This window comes from Micromonospora sp. NPDC048839 (assembly GCF_040649915.1).
GTDB lineage: Bacteria > Actinomycetota > Actinomycetes > Mycobacteriales > Micromonosporaceae > Micromonospora.
Window position 1 is genome coordinate 126,818 of the sequence record NZ_JBEZGL010000014.1, and the last position, 17,010, is coordinate 143,827.

The 17,010-nt window shown below is 68.4% G+C and carries 19 protein-coding genes; 2 read left to right on the forward strand and 17 right to left on the reverse strand.

What is annotated here, in order from left to right; all coding sequences use genetic code 11:
- Window positions 1–41: 41 nt before the first annotated feature.
- Entirely contained in the window at window positions 42–812 is a 771-nt protein-coding gene (locus AB0C25_RS24800) for a carbon-nitrogen hydrolase family protein (protein ID WP_357376620.1), read from the forward strand.
- A gap of 60 nt (window positions 813–872) precedes the next feature.
- On the opposite strand, the gene AB0C25_RS24805 is transcribed toward AB0C25_RS24800, so the two are convergent.
- The 10 genes from AB0C25_RS24805 to AB0C25_RS24850 all read right to left on the reverse strand — a co-directional run bounded on the left by AB0C25_RS24805 (window position 873) and on the right by AB0C25_RS24850 (window position 10,527).
- On the reverse strand, window positions 873–1,271 hold the full coding sequence (locus tag AB0C25_RS24805; protein ID WP_357376621.1) for a hypothetical protein: 399 nt from the start codon (window positions 1,269–1,271) through the stop codon (window positions 873–875).
- A gap of 53 nt (window positions 1,272–1,324) precedes the next feature.
- Window positions 1,325–2,962 (reverse strand): GNAT family N-acetyltransferase, encoded by a 1,638-nt coding sequence (locus AB0C25_RS24810; RefSeq protein ID WP_357376622.1) that lies wholly within the window; start codon window positions 2,960–2,962, stop codon window positions 1,325–1,327.
- A gap of 95 nt (window positions 2,963–3,057) precedes the next feature.
- Window positions 3,058–3,927: a carbon-nitrogen hydrolase family protein gene (locus AB0C25_RS24815; RefSeq protein ID WP_357376623.1), complete on the reverse strand. Its 870-nt coding sequence runs from the start codon at window positions 3,925–3,927 to the stop codon at window positions 3,058–3,060.
- Between the two features lie 34 nt (window positions 3,928–3,961).
- Window positions 3,962–4,531 (reverse strand): nucleotidyltransferase family protein, encoded by a 570-nt coding sequence (locus AB0C25_RS24820; protein WP_357376624.1) that lies wholly within the window; start codon window positions 4,529–4,531, stop codon window positions 3,962–3,964.
- A gap of 87 nt (window positions 4,532–4,618) precedes the next feature.
- A complete protein-coding gene (locus AB0C25_RS24825) occupies window positions 4,619–5,026 on the reverse strand; it encodes a hypothetical protein (protein WP_357376625.1) in 408 nt (135 codons plus the stop codon).
- Complete coding sequence (locus AB0C25_RS24830; RefSeq protein WP_357376626.1) at window positions 5,023–6,375, reverse strand: MFS transporter; 1,353 nt, start codon at window positions 6,373–6,375, stop codon at window positions 5,023–5,025. Before AB0C25_RS24830 ends, AB0C25_RS24825 begins: the two co-directional genes overlap by 4 nt.
- A gap of 38 nt (window positions 6,376–6,413) precedes the next feature.
- The gene (locus AB0C25_RS24835) at window positions 6,414–7,205 is read right to left on the reverse strand and encodes a phosphotransferase (protein WP_357376627.1); all 792 of its coding nucleotides are present in this window, start codon (window positions 7,203–7,205) and stop codon (window positions 6,414–6,416) included.
- A 107-nt stretch (window positions 7,206–7,312) separates the two neighbouring features.
- On the reverse strand, window positions 7,313–7,897 hold the full coding sequence (locus AB0C25_RS24840; RefSeq protein ID WP_357376628.1) for an AAA family ATPase: 585 nt from the start codon (window positions 7,895–7,897) through the stop codon (window positions 7,313–7,315).
- Between the two features lie 11 nt (window positions 7,898–7,908).
- Entirely contained in the window at window positions 7,909–9,897 is a 1,989-nt protein-coding gene (locus AB0C25_RS24845) for an ABC transporter ATP-binding protein (RefSeq protein WP_357376629.1), read from the reverse strand.
- A gap of 150 nt (window positions 9,898–10,047) precedes the next feature.
- Entirely contained in the window at window positions 10,048–10,527 is a 480-nt protein-coding gene (locus AB0C25_RS24850; protein WP_357376630.1) for an NUDIX hydrolase, read from the reverse strand.
- Between the two features lie 277 nt (window positions 10,528–10,804).
- Here AB0C25_RS24850 and AB0C25_RS24855 point away from each other — a divergent pair, with 277 nt between their 5' ends.
- Entirely contained in the window at window positions 10,805–11,614 is an 810-nt protein-coding gene (locus AB0C25_RS24855; RefSeq protein WP_357376631.1) for a helix-turn-helix transcriptional regulator, read from the forward strand.
- A gap of 105 nt (window positions 11,615–11,719) precedes the next feature.
- Here the strand turns inward: AB0C25_RS24855 and AB0C25_RS24860 are convergent, their stop codons facing one another.
- The 7 genes from AB0C25_RS24860 to AB0C25_RS24890 all read right to left on the reverse strand — a co-directional run bounded on the left by AB0C25_RS24860 (window position 11,720) and on the right by AB0C25_RS24890 (window position 16,565).
- Window positions 11,720–12,184 (reverse strand): DUF296 domain-containing protein, encoded by a 465-nt coding sequence (locus AB0C25_RS24860; protein WP_357376632.1) that lies wholly within the window; start codon window positions 12,182–12,184, stop codon window positions 11,720–11,722.
- Window positions 12,185–12,254: 70 nt separating this feature from the next.
- Window positions 12,255–12,704 carry a SitI3 family protein gene (locus tag AB0C25_RS24865; RefSeq protein WP_357376633.1) on the reverse strand — a complete coding sequence of 150 codons (450 nt, stop codon included), beginning with the start codon at window positions 12,702–12,704 and terminating at the stop codon, window positions 12,255–12,257.
- A gap of 13 nt (window positions 12,705–12,717) precedes the next feature.
- Entirely contained in the window at window positions 12,718–13,140 is a 423-nt protein-coding gene (locus AB0C25_RS24870) for a hypothetical protein (protein ID WP_357376686.1), read from the reverse strand.
- Between the two features lie 173 nt (window positions 13,141–13,313).
- Window positions 13,314–13,841: a DUF6244 family protein gene (locus tag AB0C25_RS24875; RefSeq protein WP_357376634.1), complete on the reverse strand. Its 528-nt coding sequence runs from the start codon at window positions 13,839–13,841 to the stop codon at window positions 13,314–13,316.
- A gap of 182 nt (window positions 13,842–14,023) precedes the next feature.
- Window positions 14,024–14,689 (reverse strand): nucleotidyltransferase domain-containing protein, encoded by a 666-nt coding sequence (locus tag AB0C25_RS24880; RefSeq protein ID WP_357376635.1) that lies wholly within the window; start codon window positions 14,687–14,689, stop codon window positions 14,024–14,026.
- The gene (locus AB0C25_RS24885) at window positions 14,686–15,372 is read right to left on the reverse strand and encodes a hypothetical protein (protein WP_357376636.1); all 687 of its coding nucleotides are present in this window, start codon (window positions 15,370–15,372) and stop codon (window positions 14,686–14,688) included. The genes AB0C25_RS24880 and AB0C25_RS24885 overlap by 4 nt, the downstream gene beginning before the upstream one ends.
- A complete protein-coding gene (locus AB0C25_RS24890) occupies window positions 15,369–16,565 on the reverse strand; it encodes an NUDIX domain-containing protein (RefSeq protein WP_357376637.1) in 1,197 nt (398 codons plus the stop codon). The genes AB0C25_RS24885 and AB0C25_RS24890 overlap by 4 nt, the downstream gene beginning before the upstream one ends.
- Window positions 16,566–17,010 lie beyond the last annotated feature (445 nt).

Below are 17,010 nucleotides of genomic sequence, written 5' to 3' on the forward strand. Positions count from 1 at the left end.
GCGCAAGCAGCAACGTCGTCGGACCTCGCTAGGGTTTCGGAGTGGCCGAGGTGATGCGGGTGGGGGCCTGTCAGACCCCGGAGATTCTGGGCGATGTCGGCGCGGCGGTGCAGTGCATCGAGGAGTTCGGCCGCGAGGCTGATCAGCGGGATGTGGAGTTGCTGCTGTTCCCGGAGTGCTTTCTGCAGGGCTATCTCGTGCAGGAGCAGCACCTGGACGCCCACGCTATGGATCTGCGCTCCGCGTCGTTCGCTGCGCTGCTGCGCCGCGTGGGCCGGATCGGGCAGACCCTTGTCCTCGGTGTCATCGAACGACGGGCGGGCCAGTACTTCAACTCAGCGGTCGTCGTGGCCGGCGGTGAGCTCCTCGGCGTCTACCGTAAAACCCACCTCATGCCGGGAGAATCGCTCTTCACTCCAGGTCAGGACTACCCAACCTTCGAGGTTAAAGGCGTGCGGTTCGGCATCAACATCTGCTCTGACACCCGGGTACCTGCTGCGGCCGCGGCGGTGGCGGCGCAGGGCGCGCAACTGCTCCTCGTCCCAGCGCAGAACATGATGCGCCGCGCCTCCGCCCTGCAATGGAAGGACCGGCACACCCCGATCCGCGCCGCCCGGGCCCGGGAGAGCGGCATGTGGCTGGTGTCAGCTGACGTCACCGGTGAGCGTGGCGCGGAGCGGATCGGCTACGGGCCGACGAACATCATCAGCCCGCAGGGCGAGGTCGTCGCGCAGGTCGCGGAGATGACGCCGGGCATGGCGACCGCCGACATCGGACGCCGCAAGCCGCCGGGTCAGGCCACGTGTGGGTGACGCTGCCGCTGACGCCGGTTGGAGCCTGAGGCGATCCCCGGGCGAACGCAGGTGCCCTAGTTAGGTGATCCGCCATCCGCTGCTCCAGCAGGGGAACTTCGTCGTGAAGACGTCGACGTCGAGGTTCAGGGTGTGGGCGGCGGGTGCGAACAGCGCCGCGTACTCCGCGTCGGGGGAGAAGAGGGTCCAACGGCGCCTTCGGGCGTCGAGCACGAAAAGCAGACCCCAATGGGCAGTGTCGCTGGCGGCTAGTTCCATCAGTTGTTTCCGCAGGCTGGCGGGAACGTGGGCGTGGTCGAATCGACCATAACCGACGATCATCAGCGGGAACTGAGGTCGGCCTCGGTACAAGCCGCGTAGGTTCTGCACCACTGTCACTTCCAGTGCGCTCGTGACTGCGCGGATCGTCCACGCGCCGCTGCGGATAGTCGATGCGACGATGCCCGATCCGCGTCCCATAGCCGTCAACCGAGCGGTGAAGGCATTCCGCAGTCGGGACTACCGTCATTCCCCTACGGCAATCGGGGGACCGGGACTTGGTCGAGCCGGACGGGCCCCCCGGGCAGGTGAATCAGCACATCGCTGGTGGTTTCGTCGACGCCGATCGGAGCGTCGCCGATGGCATCGAGCAGCGCCGTTAGGCGGGGGAAGGCGGGGGTCTGCCGGATGCGATCGGCGGCTCCTGCATCGCGGAACGCCTGTACGGCCATTGCGGCTAGGTTGACAGCGCCGCGCCGATACTGGACGTCGTTTCGGGCCAGCAGCGGCCCGCTCAGCAGCCGATCCCGATGCTCGGGCCGGACCGGCTGGTACTCGATGAGCAGGTCAGCGCGTTGGACGGCGAAGCTGGTATCGCCGTCACGCAGCGCCTGCCGGTTCGGCTCAGGAAGCCGCCCGATGACCGGACCTTGTCGCAGTGCCCGGACCTCTGGTACCTGCTCGATGGTCGGATCCACCAGTCTGTCGTGTTCGGGCAGTAGCAGGATGGTGTGCCCGACCAGGGTGGTGTCGTCGTACCAGCTCGGCTCGTCAGTGGCGTACCGGGTACGACCGCCGTCCGGGTCGTGGATCACCACACCGACCGGCAGGATCTCGGCGACGATCCCGAACTGTTGGTAGGCGTACCGCAGCTGCGTACACGCGTCGATGCACGCGTTGGCGCGCTGCCCCTCGGCCATCTTGACCCAGAGCAGGGGCAGGAACTGGATGGCGAGCAACTCCCCAGAGCCCTGCGTCAGCAGTGCCGGCAGGTGATCGTCATGCAGGGCCAGGGTGCCCGGGTCAAATGGCGTCCTGCTGCTGTGTCGTGGTGCCGGCACCCGACCGGGCCGCCGATTCGCGCCTGCCTTCTGATGCCGGACGAACGTGCGCTCACCCGGGTCGGGGCGGATCTCGGCGTGAACCCCGAGGACCACCCACGGGTCGAACCCGCTGTCACGCTCCAGCACGTCGAAGCCGTGGCTGCGGTAGAACCGCTCCAGCTCCGGGCTGTCGGCCATCTGCCCATACGTGATCATGTAGCCGCAGTGCGCGTAAATCTGCTGGCAGCGATGCAGCAACGCACTGCCGATCCCGCGGCCGCGCATCGTTTCGTCGACCGCGATCGCCTTGATCCGCACCATCCACATCACGCCAGCCATGACCAGCTGAAACAGCTGCTGACTGCCCAACCCTGCCCGCCGTTGATGCTCGACCAGCTGCTTGAGCACACCACCCGGCGGGTACGCGACCACCGCTCCGACAACGCCGCGCTGGTCGTGCTCGGCCACCAGCACCAGCGTCGCCGGCGGCAGCAGCCTCCTCGGATCCATGGCCTGCGGGCCGGTGAACTTCTCGGCCATGTATCGCATGTACGTGTCCGAACCGCCGTCCAAGCCGGCCCGCAACGCGGCCCCGCCGACACCGGCGTCCAGGTCGTCGGCGACCTCGTCCTCGAGACGGACACCGGCCAGCGCGGTGAGCCGACGCACTGCGGCCATATCCGCGCCGCGGGCCAGCCGCACTCGCACCTGCTCGGTCACCGGCCAGCCGTCGACCAGGCGCTGCCCGGTCAGGTCGGTGACCCTGTCCGCCGAGGCGGACAGTCGTGTTGCTGGAATCGGCCGGCGAATCGGTTCCCTGCGCCGAGATCGGCTGCTGCGCTTGACCATGAGCAAGCTCCCTCCACCACAAAAAACTGCCAAGAGTGACCGTACAGTCGCTGTACGACATTGTTCGATGGGTGGCGCCTGGTTCGGCGCCACTGTCACCCCTCGGTGCGGTTGTGGCTGCGCGGATCGTCCACGCGCCGCTGTCGGTAGATGGCGCCATCGCGGGCGGTGACGCGCCAGGGGCGGGCGTGGTGTACGGCGATGCGCAGCTCTGGGGCGTCGCGGTCGAGCGTTGCGCAGACCAGGTCGGCGGTGCCATCGGGTGCGCAGCGGGCGAGCCAGCCGCCGTGCGGGCCGATAATTCCGGCGGGCATGGCGGTGCTGCATTGCGCGGGCACTGAAACGCTGACCCACTGGCTCATGGTGGCGGCGTGGCCCTGGGCGATCACAGCGAACATTGGGTCTTCGGAGAAGGTGGAGAACAGGACGCAGTCCACGCCCCTGTGCAGGTAGTCGAGGAACAGCTCCGGGAAGTTGATCTCGATGCAGAGTGCCAACCCCAGCCTGAATCCCGCGAGGTCGAGGACGGTTGGTGTGAAGCCGGGGGTGTAGAAGCGGGTGATCTCCGTGTGGGAGAGGTAGCGCTTGTCGTAGCGGTCGATGACGCGCCCCTGGTCGGAGATCACATAAAGGCTGTTGTGCGGACGGTGCTCGCCGCTGAGTCGGTGGTTGCTGCCCAAGATCACCCACAGGCCGAGCTCACCCGCGAGCGCGGCCGTCTTGTTCAGCTCCCGCCGTAGCGTTGTCCAGTCGACGTTCCAGCCGGCGAAGTGGTCCTTGGCCTGCCCGGCGTAGCCGGACAGGGCGCCTTCGGGGAACTGCACCAAGTAGGCACCCTGCTGACGTGCGCGGCGCATGAGCGCACGGATTGCGGTGCCGTTGAGCGTGGCGTCGCAGGTGACTGGCGGTTGGGCGGCAGCGATCGTGAGAGTGGACGAGTCGTCCATTCGGCGGGCGTCGAGCATTTGGGGCGAGCCTCCTGGCGTCCATCGCGGGTGATCAGCTGAGGACTCGGACTCGGGGCCAGCGGTGGGCGGGGCGTTGCCGCGCTAGTCGTTGCGCGGACACGACCTGGCTGACTCGGGTCGGGTTGCGTTGCCAGATGCCGTCGAGAAGGTCATCGAGTCCGTGGGGTGCGCAGACAGCGATGTGCCCGCCGGCGTCGAGACGGATCGCGACGGCGGTGGCGTATTCGGGCCAGGTCGCGACCGCGTCGGCGATGCTTCGCAGCGCGGGGACGGGGTCGCCTCCGAATCGGGCGGGGTACCAGGTGTGCACGGCGGCCTGGTTCTTCGCCTCCCATGGCGGTCCGAGCCAGATCGCCGTCAGATGTTCGGTGGCGTGCTCGTCGTTGGTGGGGGTCAGGTCGGTGGGGTCGAAGAATGCCACGTCGATATCCCGAGCTTGCGAGAAGTCGAATCCGTGCCCGTAGCGTTGGTCCCACACCAGGTCCCTGAGGACACCGGCGCCGATCCAGGCGTCAGGTAGGCCCGAGTCCCGCACGGTGCGCAGCGCCCGCATCAGCGGCTGGCTCCCGCCAACCAGACCGCGTAACTCGTCATCGCGCATGCCCTCTTCACCTCCGGCAGGTCCAGGTTGATCGAGGTCGGGTCAGCTGCGGGGGTGCGGCAACCAGCTGGCCGAGGGCAGTCGTGGCTACGTGCTGGTTTGAATGTCTCCAGGCAGCTGCGCGGCGTCTGGGTGCGGCGGGGTGCTGATGTGTTGCTGGTGGAGGCGGTGTGCGAGGTAGTCGCTCAGCGAGGTCGCGTGCGGCACGTCCGGGTCGGTGGTGGCGCCGGAAGGGGTGTAGTGGGTGTGCCGTAGTGGGGCCACGAACTCGGACGGGGGCGCGCCGGCTTGCAGACCGGTGGTGATCGCCGTGGACAGCGCCTCGGTTAGGCCGGCCAGGGTGGAGCCGTGTTTGCCGACGCGCAGCTCGACGTGAGTGAGCTGCCCGGACGAGGTGGCCGTGGTGAGGCGCCCCGTGGTGCCGTCCAGCACGAAATCAGTCGTGGTGCCGGCGTACCGGCGAGGTGCCCGCCGCTGCGGGTTGTCATCGCTCATTTTGCGTTCTCCCTGGGTGTGGTGGCGGTGGCCGTGACGGCGGTAGACAGGCCGGTGCTCGCGCTACCGGAACGACGTGCCAGTAGGCGACGTCCGCTGGGCGGGTTCGCGGCGGGGGTGTGGGGCGGGCTGTTCGGGGTGGTCTTCCATGGCAGGATCGCGGCGCTGGTGAGGGTGAGGGCGGCGGTTGCCGTGAGGGCGGTGCGGGGGCCGGTGGCGGCGGCGAGGATGCCGGCGGCTGCGATGAAGAGGGGTTGGGTGAGTTTGCTGGTGATGGACCAGGCGGTCAGGACGCGGGACAGGCAGTGCTCGCTGGTGTGGTTCATGCGGTAGGCGGCGAAGGTGGGATTGAACGTTCCCGCCATGAACAGCAGGAGTGTGTCGGCGTGGGTGATGATGATCAGGCCCGGTGTGCCGGGCGGGGCGAGGGGGATGAATCCCATCCAGATTGTGCGGGCGACGCCGGTGGTGAGCAGGACCCTGTGGAGGCCGTATCGGGTGGTGAGGGGGCCGGCGGTGAGGGAGCCGAGGATGCCGCCGAGGCAGGGCAGTCCGAGGGCCAGGCCGTACTGCCAGGGAGCCAGGTGGAGGTCGCGGAGCATGAACACCGCGATGATGGGCGTGCTGGCCGTGATGGCGCCGCCGAAGATGATGGCGTTGACGAACAGGGCTCGCAGGCCCGTGTGGTGAAGGATGTGCCGCCATCCTTCGATGGCTTCCCGGCCCCGGCTCGGCTCGGGTTGCCGCGCAGGTGGCGGCGGCTCGGGGCTGCGGAGGCGGCGGATCCCGAGCGCGGACATCAGGAAGCTTGCGGCGTCGACGGTGATGGACGCGGTAGCGCCGAGCCAGGAAACGAGGACACCGCCGATGGGTGAGCCGAGGCTGTTCGCCGTCCATTGGGAGGTCTCGAATCGGCTGTTCGCAGTGACGCGCTGATCGACGGTGACCAGGTGTTTCAGGTGCGCGCCGCTGGCGGCGCTGAACACTATGGTGCCGGCGGTCTGTACGACGGCGACGACGCACAGCTGCTCGTACGTCAGGGCGCCCAGCGCGGCGGCGATGGGGACGCTGGCCAGGGCCGCGAAGCGCAGCAGGTCGGCGCCGATCATCACAGGCCGTTTACGCCGGAACTCCACCCAAGGGCCCAGGGGCAGGACGATGACCGCCGAGGCGAGGCCGGAGATCACCGCGAGCAGGGAGATCTGCAGAGCCGATGAGTCCAACAGCAGGATCGCGACCAGCGGCAGCGCGCCTGCCCCGACGGCGGATCCCAGGTGGCTGACCGAGTAGGCGCCCCACAGTCGGTGGAAGTCACGGCTCAGCGGGGAAGGTGCCTGTGAGCCGCCCACAGGGCTTCGCTGGACCGGCGCGCCGGCGATCGTCCGGTTCAAGCCCATCGCATCAGCGCCTGAACGTGGTGGCGTGCTTGGCTGAGTAGCTGTCGCAGGTAGGCGAGCCGGGACGTGGTCGAGTCGTTTGCTGGTAGCACGGTGTGCAGGCGGATCTCTCGGCAGGTCAGCAGGAGCAGGTTGACGGAGTAGGAGGTGGCGATGTCGGCGGTGTGCACGCGTTCGGCGATCGCGGCAGTGAGGGTCGGGCTGGCCGCGGTGGCGACGATGTGCAGCAGCGCGAGGTCGTAGCCGGGTAGGTAGCTGCCGGTGTGCTCGAAGTCGATGAGGGCGCAGTGCGCGCGGTCGAGGAGCAGGTTCGCGGGTAGGGGGTCGCCGTGTGCGGTGACCCGGCCCGGGCCGAGCTGGTCAACGAGGGTGTGCAGGGCGTACTGGTCGGCGTCGTCGAGGAGCCCGGCGGCGTGTTCGGCGTCGATGCGGCCGTGGTAGTCGACAGGTTGCGGCAGTGGCGGTGCTGGCATCCAGTGGGCGAGGGTGTCGAGGGTGTTCAGGACCAGCTGTGCGGTGGCCGGGCTGACGTCGCGGGTGAGGTGGCGTTGGTCGTCCAGGCGCTGCCCAGGTAGCTGCGTCAGGACGGTCAGGTAGGCGTCGGCGTACAGGACCCGCGGCACGCGCACGGGGGGCGGCTGATCGGTGAACAGCTCGTACATGCGCAGCTCGTGCTGGCGCCGGCCTACCCAGTACGGGTCGTCGGTGGTCAACAGCTTCACGATCACCGGTCGGCCGTCGCGCCGGCCGGTGGCGACGACGGCCTTGTCGGTACGGTGCACAACCCGACCGGTGCCCACCCCTGCAGCAGCGGCACGGGCGACCAGCGCCGGAAACACGTCATCCGCCCCGAGGTCGACATGGTCTGGGGTTGCTCTGGGTGGTGCGGTCATGGGACTGCCGAGAGCAGGTCGTTGTCGCGGCCGGTCAACGGCAGGCCGGCGGCAGTGGCGATGCACTCGATCGCTTGCTCCAGGGTGGTGGTCTCAGGCAGGACGAGCTCGTCGGGCCAGCCGAGGACATCTTGTGGGGTGTGCCAGCTGAGCAGGTTTTCCGGCGACACCTCCGCCGCCAAGGGACGCGTCTCGTGGCGGCGGAGGGTCTCTGGCAGCGACACGTCGAGGTAGACGAAGAGCGTTCGCCCGCGGTGCGCGTCGCGCAGCTCGGTGAGCATGCTCCGGTACCGGGCGGTGTGCATGATCCCTTCCAGGATCACGTGGTAGCCGTGGTCGAGGCAGAAACGAACGTTCTGCGCGATGACTGCGGGCGCGAGGCCGCCTGGCTTGTCGCGTTCCCTGAGCAGGATCCGACGGAGGTGGTCTTGGCCGACCATGGCGCAGCCGCAGCCGCAGCCGCAGCCGCGGCCGTGTCGGCGTCGCAACGCCGTGGCGATGGTGCTTTTCCCGGCGCTGGAGTTGCCGCGGATGCTGATGAGGATCGTCTCGGAGGTGCCGGTGGGCGCCGCGTGGTCCATGACGGTTCTTCCTATCGCGAGGCGGGTAGGTGCTGTTGCGGGATGGGGCTGTCCTCGCTCGGGGTGGTGTCGTAGCCGGCGGCCTGGAGGGCGAACAGTTCGGCGTACCGGCCTCCGGTGGCGATGAGGTCGTCGTGGCTGCCGGCCTCGACCAGCCGGCCGTGGTGCAGGACGAAGATCCGGTCGGCGTGGCGGACGTTCGCCAGCCGGTGGGTGATCAGGATCGTGGTGGCCCGGCCTTTCCGGTCGCGGATGGCCTGGAACAGGGCGTCCTCGGCGCGGGGGTCGAGCGCGGACGAGGGCTCGTCCATGATGAGCAGTTCGGCGTCGCGTAGGAAACCGCGGGCGGCGGTGATGCGCTGCCACTGCCCACCGGAGAGGTCCTGGCCTCGGGCGAAGGTCCGGTCGAGCAGTGTCTCGTACCCGTGGGGCAGTTCGGTGATCATGTCGTGGGCGACCGCGCGGGCGGCGGCGGCCTCGATGAGGTCCTGCTGGGCATCGGTGTCGACGTTGCCGATGGCGATGTTCGTGGCCGCGGTGAACGGCCACTTGTGATATTCCTGAGTGACCACCGCGATCCGCGCCCGCAGCCCGTCGATGTCGCACTCCGACATGGGCCGGCCGTTCCACTCGATGACGCCTTCGCTGGGGGTGCGGAGGGTGGCGATCATCGCGGCGAGGGTCGTCTTGCCCGAGCCGTTCTCCCCGACGAACGCGACGGTCTGTCCGGCGGTGATGGTCATGGTGACGTTGTCGACGGCGGGTGTGTCGCGGTCGGGGTAGCGCATGCTTACCCCGCTTACGGTCAGATCGCGCAGTCGGTCGGGTCGGGTGCCGGCGGGGTCGGTGCCCGTCTGCTGGTGGGGTAGGTAGGCGGCGGCGCGGGTCATGAACCCGGTGTAGTCGTTGAAGTGCTGACCCTCGGTGTAGACGCGGTCGACCTGGAAGGTGACGATGGCGAGGGAGCGCTGCGCGGACTGCACGGCGAGTACGCACGTCGCCGCGGCGGCGAGGGGGATCTGCCCGTCGATGAGCAGCAGGCCGAGCAGGACGTACACCGCGGCGGTGGCTACTCCACCGATCATCGCCCCGGCCGAGGTGGTGGTGGTGACCCGCCGCGCAAGGACGAGCTGGATGTCTGTCTCGACCTGCATGACCCGGTCGTACTGGTCGAGCAGGAACCGGCGCAGCCCGTACGACCGTAGCTCCGGCGCGGATGCCCGCTCGGCCATCAACCGCTGCAGCAGCCACAGCCGGCGCCGCCGCACCGACCCGGCGGTGTACGTCTGATACCGCAGGTGCCCCGCCCGCAGCGCGGCCCACCCGTTCGGCACCGTCGCCACCAACAACGCCACCAGCAACAGCGGGTGGATCACCACGACGGCGACGGCCACCGCGAGCACACCGGCCAGCCCGGCGAGCAGGTTCATCGAGGACTGCACCAGGCCGATCGCCGACTCGGTGCCTCGGGAGGCGCGTTCCATGTCGTCGGCGAACGCGTCGGCGTCGAACGCCTCCAGCCGCACCTGCGTGGACACCTCGAACAGTCCCCGCTCCACCTCCCGGCTCACCTGCGGCGTCAACGCGTTCTGCGCGTACCCCGTGGCGATGCCCATCCCCGCACGCAGCGCGACCGCCACCGCCAGCACGGCCAGCGCGGGCAACGCCGCCCGGACCTTGTCCGCGGTCGGCCCGCCGGCGAACAACTCCACCAACACCCGCTGCGTCGCCAACAGGCCGAAGGCCGCCATCACCCCGGCGCCGACCGTCGCTACCGCCACCACGCCCGTACGCAGCCGGTCGGCGCGCCAACTGACGCCCAGAGCGGTCCAGACGAGCCGGGGGAGTTCCGCGAAGACGGTGAACACGCCCGCTTCCGCCCGGGCCCGCACTCCCGTCTCCCACCATGTGGCCCGTAGCTCCGGCAAGACCGACTCCGGTCGCGGGGTGCCCGGCTGGCCCGCTGTACTGGGGCTCTGTTCGGTGGTCGTCTGAGTCATGGACAAACCTCCTCAAAATCATGCAAACGGATGGCTGTGGCACATGTGTGAGTCGGGCCGGTCGCCTGAAGGCGGCCTCCCGTGGGCTGGATTTCAGCAGAGGGCTATGAGTCGAATCGTGGATGCGGCTGGCCCGTGTAGGGCCGGGGCTCAGGTGACCAGCCCGTTCTCCAGATACCTGGTGAACCCGTGGCCGCGTGCTTCCTGGGCTGCGGCGACGCGTCGGGCCAGCAGAGCCGATAGGCGTTGGTCAGCCTCCGGTCGGTCGCACCAGGACCAGCTGCGCAACTCGGTCGGCGGCAAGACGATCTGGTCCGTCTGCTCGGACGTGAGCGTGCCCGCGTCGAAGACGAACATGACCCCCTCGGTGCGGCCAGGCTGCGGTGGCACCCAGTCCATGACCAGCAGCCGGCCGGGCGTCAGGGTCAGCCCGAGTTCCTCACGGCACTCCCGGACCGCCGCCTGGTAGGGCGACTCGTCGGCCTCGACGCACCCACCGGGGATCTCCCACGAGGCCTTGTATGCCGGCTCGACAAGCAGCACTCGACCGCCGGGATCGGTCAGGAGCAGCCCTGCGGCCATCCGCTTGCGAGGTAGATCGGCGGTGACGTCACGGCGTTCGGCGGGCATGAGTCGACCGTAGGACGCCAGCCGTCCGACACGCCCGCCGCGCCGTGCCACGACATTGTCGGCAGATTCCGCTGCCGACTCCGACAAGACGGCGACATCGTCGGCCGCGGGTGACCGCTACCGGCGGCCAAGGCAGCCGCTAGGCTGCCCGGCTGTCGACCAAACCCCGTCCGACCCCCGACAGCCCTCAGTAACCGACCCAGGAATTGTCGGAGGCGGCGGATACGGTCTGCCCGCATCGTGACCGCATCTCGGCACCGCCAGGGGGTGGCAAACCATGGCCGACGACGAGATCACGACGGCACGGCGCGCACTCGGCCGCCACCTCGCACAGCTGCGCAAGCAAGCCAACCTCACCCAGCAGGGCCTCGCCCGGCTCGTGCAGTACGGCCGCAGCTCCGTCGCCAACACCGAGACCGGCCGCCAACACCCCGAGCGCGAGTTCTGGACACGCTGCGACACCACCCTGCACACCGGCGGCATCCTCACCCAGGAATACGACCGCCTCACCACGCGAGTCCAGCACCACCAACCACAGCCAACGACGGTCCCGTCGGCGAAGAACCCGCACCGGCCGAAGCCCATCGCCAGCACCGATTCCAACGACAGCGGAGAAGGCGAATCGGCTCTCTGGGAAGACGAGAACAGCATCAACGCCCGCCGAGCCGCGCTGAAGGCCTGCAACGACGAAGATGCCCGACTCAGCTACCTCGAAGACGAGATCCGACAGGCGATTGCCGACAAGGAACGCCTTCCGCCAGCAGTCCGCCTGGCGCACCTGCGGGCGTTGCGTACCTGTGTGGATGAGCTCATGGCCGGGCAGCAGCACCCACCACAACGCGCCCGGCTCTACACCGTCGCCGTCCACCTGGCCGGGCTGCTCGGCGCCCTCGCCCTGGACCTGGGTGCGTTTCGCGTCGCGCACGCCTACGCCGCCGAAGCCTTCGACCTCGCCGAAGCCGCTCAGCAACCTGAGGTGCGGGCAACACTGATCGCACTTCGCCGAAAACATCCCGCCTTATCGATGGACAGCCGGGCCACGGCTTACCTGCGCGATGATGCGTCGGGGGTCGGCGGTGCCGGGTAAGCACCGAGTCGGAGGAGGGCAGATCAACCCGGCCGTACGAGAGCTCGGGTGGGTCGTCGACTGCTTAGCCGCTCATCTGCTCTTCAAGTTCGAGCATAACCAGCGTCAGTTGTCGCCGATCCGCAACAGCGGCACGTCGTAGAGGCTCGCCTCGGGGATACGACGCATGACGGGCGCAGCGACCTCGATGATCAGCATCTCGGTGAGGAACTGGACCGTGGCGGCGAGCAGGTGACTGGTGTGGCCGGTCGCGCTGTGCTCCTTGAGCCCGGCGCTGACGTGGATGTGCGGCGCGATCCGGTCGTGGGCGTCGTCGTAGGCGATGGTGCCGCCGCCGAGCGCTTCGACGTTGGTCAGGTGCACCCGGTCCCAGACCGGGGCTTGGGGGTAGTCCAGACGCTGGCAGGTGCCGACGATCTCGACCGTGCTGAACCCGGCGATGAAGACGGGGATGTAGCCGTGCCGGATGCCGTTGGCGCGGCAGGTGTCAGCGAGGGCGGTGAAGAAGTCCTCGCCATGATCGAAGGTGACGCCGATCATCCGTCCGGGCGTGAGGTCATGGCTGCGCATACTGAGGCACTTCCGGTCGGGTTGGTCGGGGGAAGTGGCTGTGATGGGTCCAGCCGAGGATGTACGCCCGTCAGAGGTGAAGAATCCTGTCGTAGTCTTCGTCGTACCAGCCGTCGGTGTTGTGCTTCTGGATGGTCCCCGCGACGCGTGTCAGCATGAGCACGTCGCCGTTGAGGGTCAGGGCCGCGTCTTCAGCTCTGCCGGCGAGGATCGCGGCCACGGTCGCCAGCATGTGGGGCTTGCCCTTGTCGACCAGGGTGTCCTTGCGCATGTAGAAGCTGACGTCGACGTAGGCCTCCGGCTCCCACTGCCACAGGGAACCCCCGTCATCCTCGGCACTGTAGTAGCCGTGCCGGCCGCCGGTGATGTCCATGACGTACCCGTGCTCGTCGTTCAGGTCGGCACTGAGCATCCTGCCGCCGGACGCCGTGGACGTCTCGACCGCTCCGGGAGCAGCCAGTTCCGCCACCTGCTCCAGTGGAATGTCGCCCGCCAGCGTCAACCGGTACTCGACAGCCATTTGCACCCCTTCATCAGTCTCGCCGGATGATCTGAATGATCGCACCGTCGCGCGTTACCGCTGCCAGTTCCTTCAGCCCTGTGATGGGCCAGTCGTGGAACTGCTTGTGCAGGGCGGCGAGGTCTCCTCGCCAGTCGTGGAGGTTCAACATCACGCGTTGGGTCTGCTCCGTGTCGACTTTCCTGGACACTGCGCTCCAGACGGCGCGGGGCGGGACGGGAGCAGTGGGCGCGTAGCAGTCGAAGACATGGCCCTCGATGAGGAAGTCGGGCGCCTTTTCCGGCCTCCCAGAATCCCCGGTGTCGCGTCGCGCGTCCGCGACCTCCTGCCTCGTGGGGTTCTGGTGAACCCGGTACCCCTTGCCGGCGAGCCTGTCGGCACACTCGTTCTCCAACTCCAGGGCACGGCGCTCCCGTGGCTTCTCGTTCGCGGAGATCCGGGTTCGACGTCCGGTAGGCGACCGGTCGGCGACGCCGCTGGGACGCCTGGTCCACGGGTTTGACACGTCAGTGTCCGTGGAGACAGCTCCGCCAAGGGTGGGGGTCGTCGGGGATGGGCTGCCGGTGGTAGCAGGGGCGGGGCTGGCCGGTGGATGACCGCCAGCCCCCGTCAGTTTCCCGACGAGCCCAACTGCCGGGCCTGCGCGATCGCCCCTTCGATGGCCTGCCGGGCGCCTCCGGTGCGCTGAACGACCAGCACCAGGACCTGCTTGATGGCCTCCAGGGCCTGCAACAGCGGGCCGGGCTGCCCACCCTGCAGGACCACGGCGACGAGCTGCTGCGCCTCCCCGACTCCGGTGATGACCCCGGCCGCCGCCTCACGAGCAGCGTCCACGGCGCTCAGCACAGGCGCCAGCCCTGCGATCGTCTCCTGCGGGGTGGCCTCGTTCGGCACCGCCGCGGTCGCCTTCGTCGCATCACCGATCGACCCGGCAAGACTTCCCAGGCCGCCCTGGATGCCCGTGATCGCGTTACGCACCCGCGCCACACCCGCCGCCACGGCGACGAAGCCGGCGCCCGCGGCCCGCAACGCCACCTCCTGCGCCTGACTGTCGGCGGCGGCTGCCAACCCCTGCGCGCGTTCGACCCCGGTCATCAACGCGCGGAACTCACCGGTGATCTTCTCGATGTGCGACACGTGGCCGGCATCCCCAATCGATGACAGTAGAAGTGCTCGACAGCTGAAACTACCTGGCGTTCCTAGGGGGCCCACCGCCCCGTGTCAGCCCGTCGCCGGTAACGGTGTCGACGAGGTCGAGGAGGCGATGGGCCGCGTTGATCGCGGGGCGCAGGACCTCGGCGGCGGCTTGGTCGACGCGTTCATCGAGGATCTGCCGCAGCGTGTCGATCTCGACGCCGGATGGAAAACCCAAATGTCGAGTGATGGCGACATGGCGCTGTCGGTTCGCCACGGGCCTGATACTTCGCGGCCAACTGCACCAGGAGCAGGATGCTCGCCGGGTGATTCGCGTCGGCACCGGTGGAGTCCGGGGTGCGGTGCTGATCCAGCAGCGGCATGAACGCCAAGCCGGTGCGAGGTGGTGGTGATTCGCGATACAGCCGGAGCCGACCGTCGGTGGGTATGGCGGCGGTGGTGACGGGCCACAAGTAGAAATCGATCAGAACGGGTAAGGCGGCCAGCTCGACGCACACGGTCACGTAACCGCCACCGGCGGGGGCATTGCGGGGCTTACCTCTGGTGAACAGCAGCCGGCCGGGCAAATGCAGGCTGGCAACCGGATCGTCGAGCACGCTCTGGGGTGTGGTGTCGTCAACGGCCACGACGAGGTCGACGTCGCTATACGGGTCAGCGCTGCCTCGTCCGAGAGATCCCACTAGCCACGCCGCCCCCACAGATTTCCGCTGGTGCAGCACGTCGACAGTGGCAGCGAGCCAGGCCGTACGGGCTTCAACTACGGCTGCCAGCAGTGCGGCCGCTCGCCGCCCTCGTCGCGGTGGGACGTTGGCGGGCACGCGTTGGCTCATGCCCTGCGGTCCCGTCCGTGTGCGGGCACTGCTGCCCCTACGTCCGCACGGCCGTTCATGATCGTCTGGAGGCAGAGTGACTCGATGACCGCCACGCAGTTGGATTCGGCCGACATGGAAACGTCAAGTCGTTGCGTTGGCAGGCCCGGCCAGTCGCCAGAGGCATACATCTCTGTGGCGAATGCTTGCAAATACCCTAGGTAAGCGGGCGTCACGGTCTGAGACGACGTGAGGCGTGGCAGGGCCGTCCGGAGCGCCTCCTCGCCCTCCCCGAGTTCGATCGACACGCACGGCTGGACGTCGGTGAGTGCTCGGACCGAGGCGGCCAGACGTTCCCGAAGGGGTTCGATTGACGTGCGTCGTTCGTAAGCGTGGGCGCGGGCGGATGCGTAGACGGTCTTCGGCCCGCGATCAACCAGGTGCACGCGGTCTTGTGCGACGCTCAGGGCACGGAGATCGTCGAGACGATCAATCATTGCCGTGATGAGCGCCTCTGCAACGTCCAGACCAGTGGTACTGACGATCCAGGAGTCGAACTGTTCCGGCGCGGCGATCGTGGGGAGGTAACGCCACAGTAGGCCGGAAACCCTTGCTTCCGCGCCACCGCGGTTCAGGGCGGCGACAAGGTGTCCGATGAGAGTGGTCTTCCCGCTGCCATCGATCCCGTCGACGAAAATGATCATAGGGATGCCGATTCTTCGAGCAGGCTCCTCACGGCCACGAGCGCACCGGGCACCCGTACGGCGAGCCGATCGGCCTGTGCTACGTCGTCTGCGCCTGCGCGGCGGTAGGCGTCGTAGTCTTCTAGGAGCGATCTGAGCTCGGTGCCCGGCCAGTCGCGCAGCGCCTCGACCACCTCGGGAAGCCGCAGGCCGACCTCTGGCGCTCGATGTGCGACAAGCAGCCGACCGGCGCTCGACAGCACCGACAACACCCGGCGTGCGGTGTCCTCGCGCTCCGATTCTGTGTGGTGGCTGGCGGCCAGACGGGCGACGGCGAACTCGTGCAGTACGCCAACGTCACCAGCGAGATCGGTCAGTTCTGAGGTGGCGGCCGGCGTAGGGGCGGTGGCACCTGCGATCACGGCGGTGTCGAGCCCTACGCGACGCAGCGCCGCCCGCATCTTCATGTCGTAGAGCGGACCGAGGCGACGAGCGTCGCCCCCGTGGCTGTCGGCGAGGTGCAGCGACGCTCGAGAACCGTGGCGTCGGGCCGCTTCACTGACGATCTCGTGGAGCGACGTGGCGGCGGCCGACGTGGGGGGCAGGTTCCAAGCGATGAAGTCGACATCGCTCCAGCCCTCGATGAAGTCTCCTCGTGCGGCCGATCCGCACAGCCCCACCCCGGCATCCGGATGTCCGGCGATGACGGCCTCGACCTCTGCCGCCACCTGGTTGACCAGGCAACTGAGCTTTCGGCTGAACGGCAGGGGATGAGCGGCACGCCAGGTGATGACGGCAAGGACACGATCCAGCACCTGCTGAAACTCGGGGTGGCTGGCGGCCTGCCGGGCCGCGGAAGCCTCAAGCCAGCGGGCCTGGACGAAGCCTTCCTCTCGGGCCGGCGTCGTGACAGTGGTGGATGTCGTGAAGAGGAACCAGTCAACGACCTTCGCCGCTGGCATGCCGTCGTTATCGGTGAACGTGTAGGCCTCCTGCCCGAGATACGCGCTGTAGTGCGTGTCGGTGAGGCCGGCTTCCTCGGCCACCTCCCTCCTGGCTGCCTGAAGTGGCGCCTCGCCCGGCTCCAGCTGGCCTTTCGGGGCGACGGTCTGTCGTTCACCGGTCTTGCGGACCTGATCGAGGAGCAGGATCTGTGGAGAGCTGAGGTCGTCGGTCACGACGACGGCACCGGCGGAGGCGGATCGACGGGTCATGGCTGGACGCCTCCTGGGGATGTCTGCGGGGCCTGGACCGTGTCGGAGAGACGAGCCCCTAAAGGGAATGCCGTACTCCGTCGCGAGGTCTTGGGCCGCGTACCGGCTGACGGCGATGACCTGGTCGGCGGCCTGGACGAGTTGGTGTTCGTCGCAAGCGAGATCGCCCGCGTGGAGGCTGGCGGCGCTGAACTCGCCGCGTACGAGGACGGGGGCTCGGTCCTCGCGAGGTCTGGCGAGGTACCGCAGGGGGTCTCCGCCTCCCAGGTGGAACAGTCGATGGCGTCGGGTCTGACCGTATCGAGGGTGTCGGCGACGGCCTCGCGGTGCTGAACCAGGTCTTCGGTGCGGGGAAGCGAGACGACGGTGACATCCTTCGCCTGCAATGGGTGGGGTGACTCCTGCGTGATCATGGTTACCGATGCGCCCAGGTCGGCCAGTTGCC

What these genes read in the sequence shown, in the direction of transcription:
- AB0C25_RS24805 (WP_357376621.1), bottom strand. Translation starts at nt 1,271, where the DNA reads ATGGGACGCGGATCGGGCATCGTCGCATCGACTATCCGCAGCGGCGCG.
- AB0C25_RS24810 (WP_357376622.1), bottom strand. Translation starts at nt 2,962, where the DNA reads ATGGTCAAGCGCAGCAGCCGATCTCGGCGCAGGGAACCGATTCGCCGG.
- AB0C25_RS24815 (WP_357376623.1), bottom strand. Translation starts at nt 3,927, where the DNA reads ATGCTCGACGCCCGCCGAATGGACGACTCGTCCACTCTCACGATCGCT.
- AB0C25_RS24820 (WP_357376624.1), bottom strand. Translation starts at nt 4,531, where the DNA reads ATGCGCGATGACGAGTTACGCGGTCTGGTTGGCGGGAGCCAGCCGCTG.
- AB0C25_RS24825 (WP_357376625.1), bottom strand. Translation starts at nt 5,026, where the DNA reads ATGAGCGATGACAACCCGCAGCGGCGGGCACCTCGCCGGTACGCCGGC.
- AB0C25_RS24840 (WP_357376628.1), bottom strand. Translation starts at nt 7,897, where the DNA reads ATGGACCACGCGGCGCCCACCGGCACCTCCGAGACGATCCTCATCAGC.
- AB0C25_RS24845 (WP_357376629.1), bottom strand. Translation starts at nt 9,897, where the DNA reads ATGACTCAGACGACCACCGAACAGAGCCCCAGTACAGCGGGCCAGCCG.
- AB0C25_RS24850 (WP_357376630.1), bottom strand. Translation starts at nt 10,527, where the DNA reads ATGCCCGCCGAACGCCGTGACGTCACCGCCGATCTACCTCGCAAGCGG.
- AB0C25_RS24855 (WP_357376631.1), top strand. Translation starts at nt 10,805, where the DNA reads ATGGCCGACGACGAGATCACGACGGCACGGCGCGCACTCGGCCGCCAC.
- AB0C25_RS24860 (WP_357376632.1), bottom strand. Translation starts at nt 12,184, where the DNA reads ATGCGCAGCCATGACCTCACGCCCGGACGGATGATCGGCGTCACCTTC.
- AB0C25_RS24865 (WP_357376633.1), bottom strand. Translation starts at nt 12,704, where the DNA reads ATGGCTGTCGAGTACCGGTTGACGCTGGCGGGCGACATTCCACTGGAG.
- AB0C25_RS24880 (WP_357376635.1), bottom strand. Translation starts at nt 14,689, where the DNA reads ATGAGCCAACGCGTGCCCGCCAACGTCCCACCGCGACGAGGGCGGCGA.
- AB0C25_RS24885 (WP_357376636.1), bottom strand. Translation starts at nt 15,372, where the DNA reads ATGATCATTTTCGTCGACGGGATCGATGGCAGCGGGAAGACCACTCTC.
- AB0C25_RS24890 (WP_357376637.1), bottom strand. Translation starts at nt 16,565, where the DNA reads ATGACCCGTCGATCCGCCTCCGCCGGTGCCGTCGTCGTGACCGACGAC.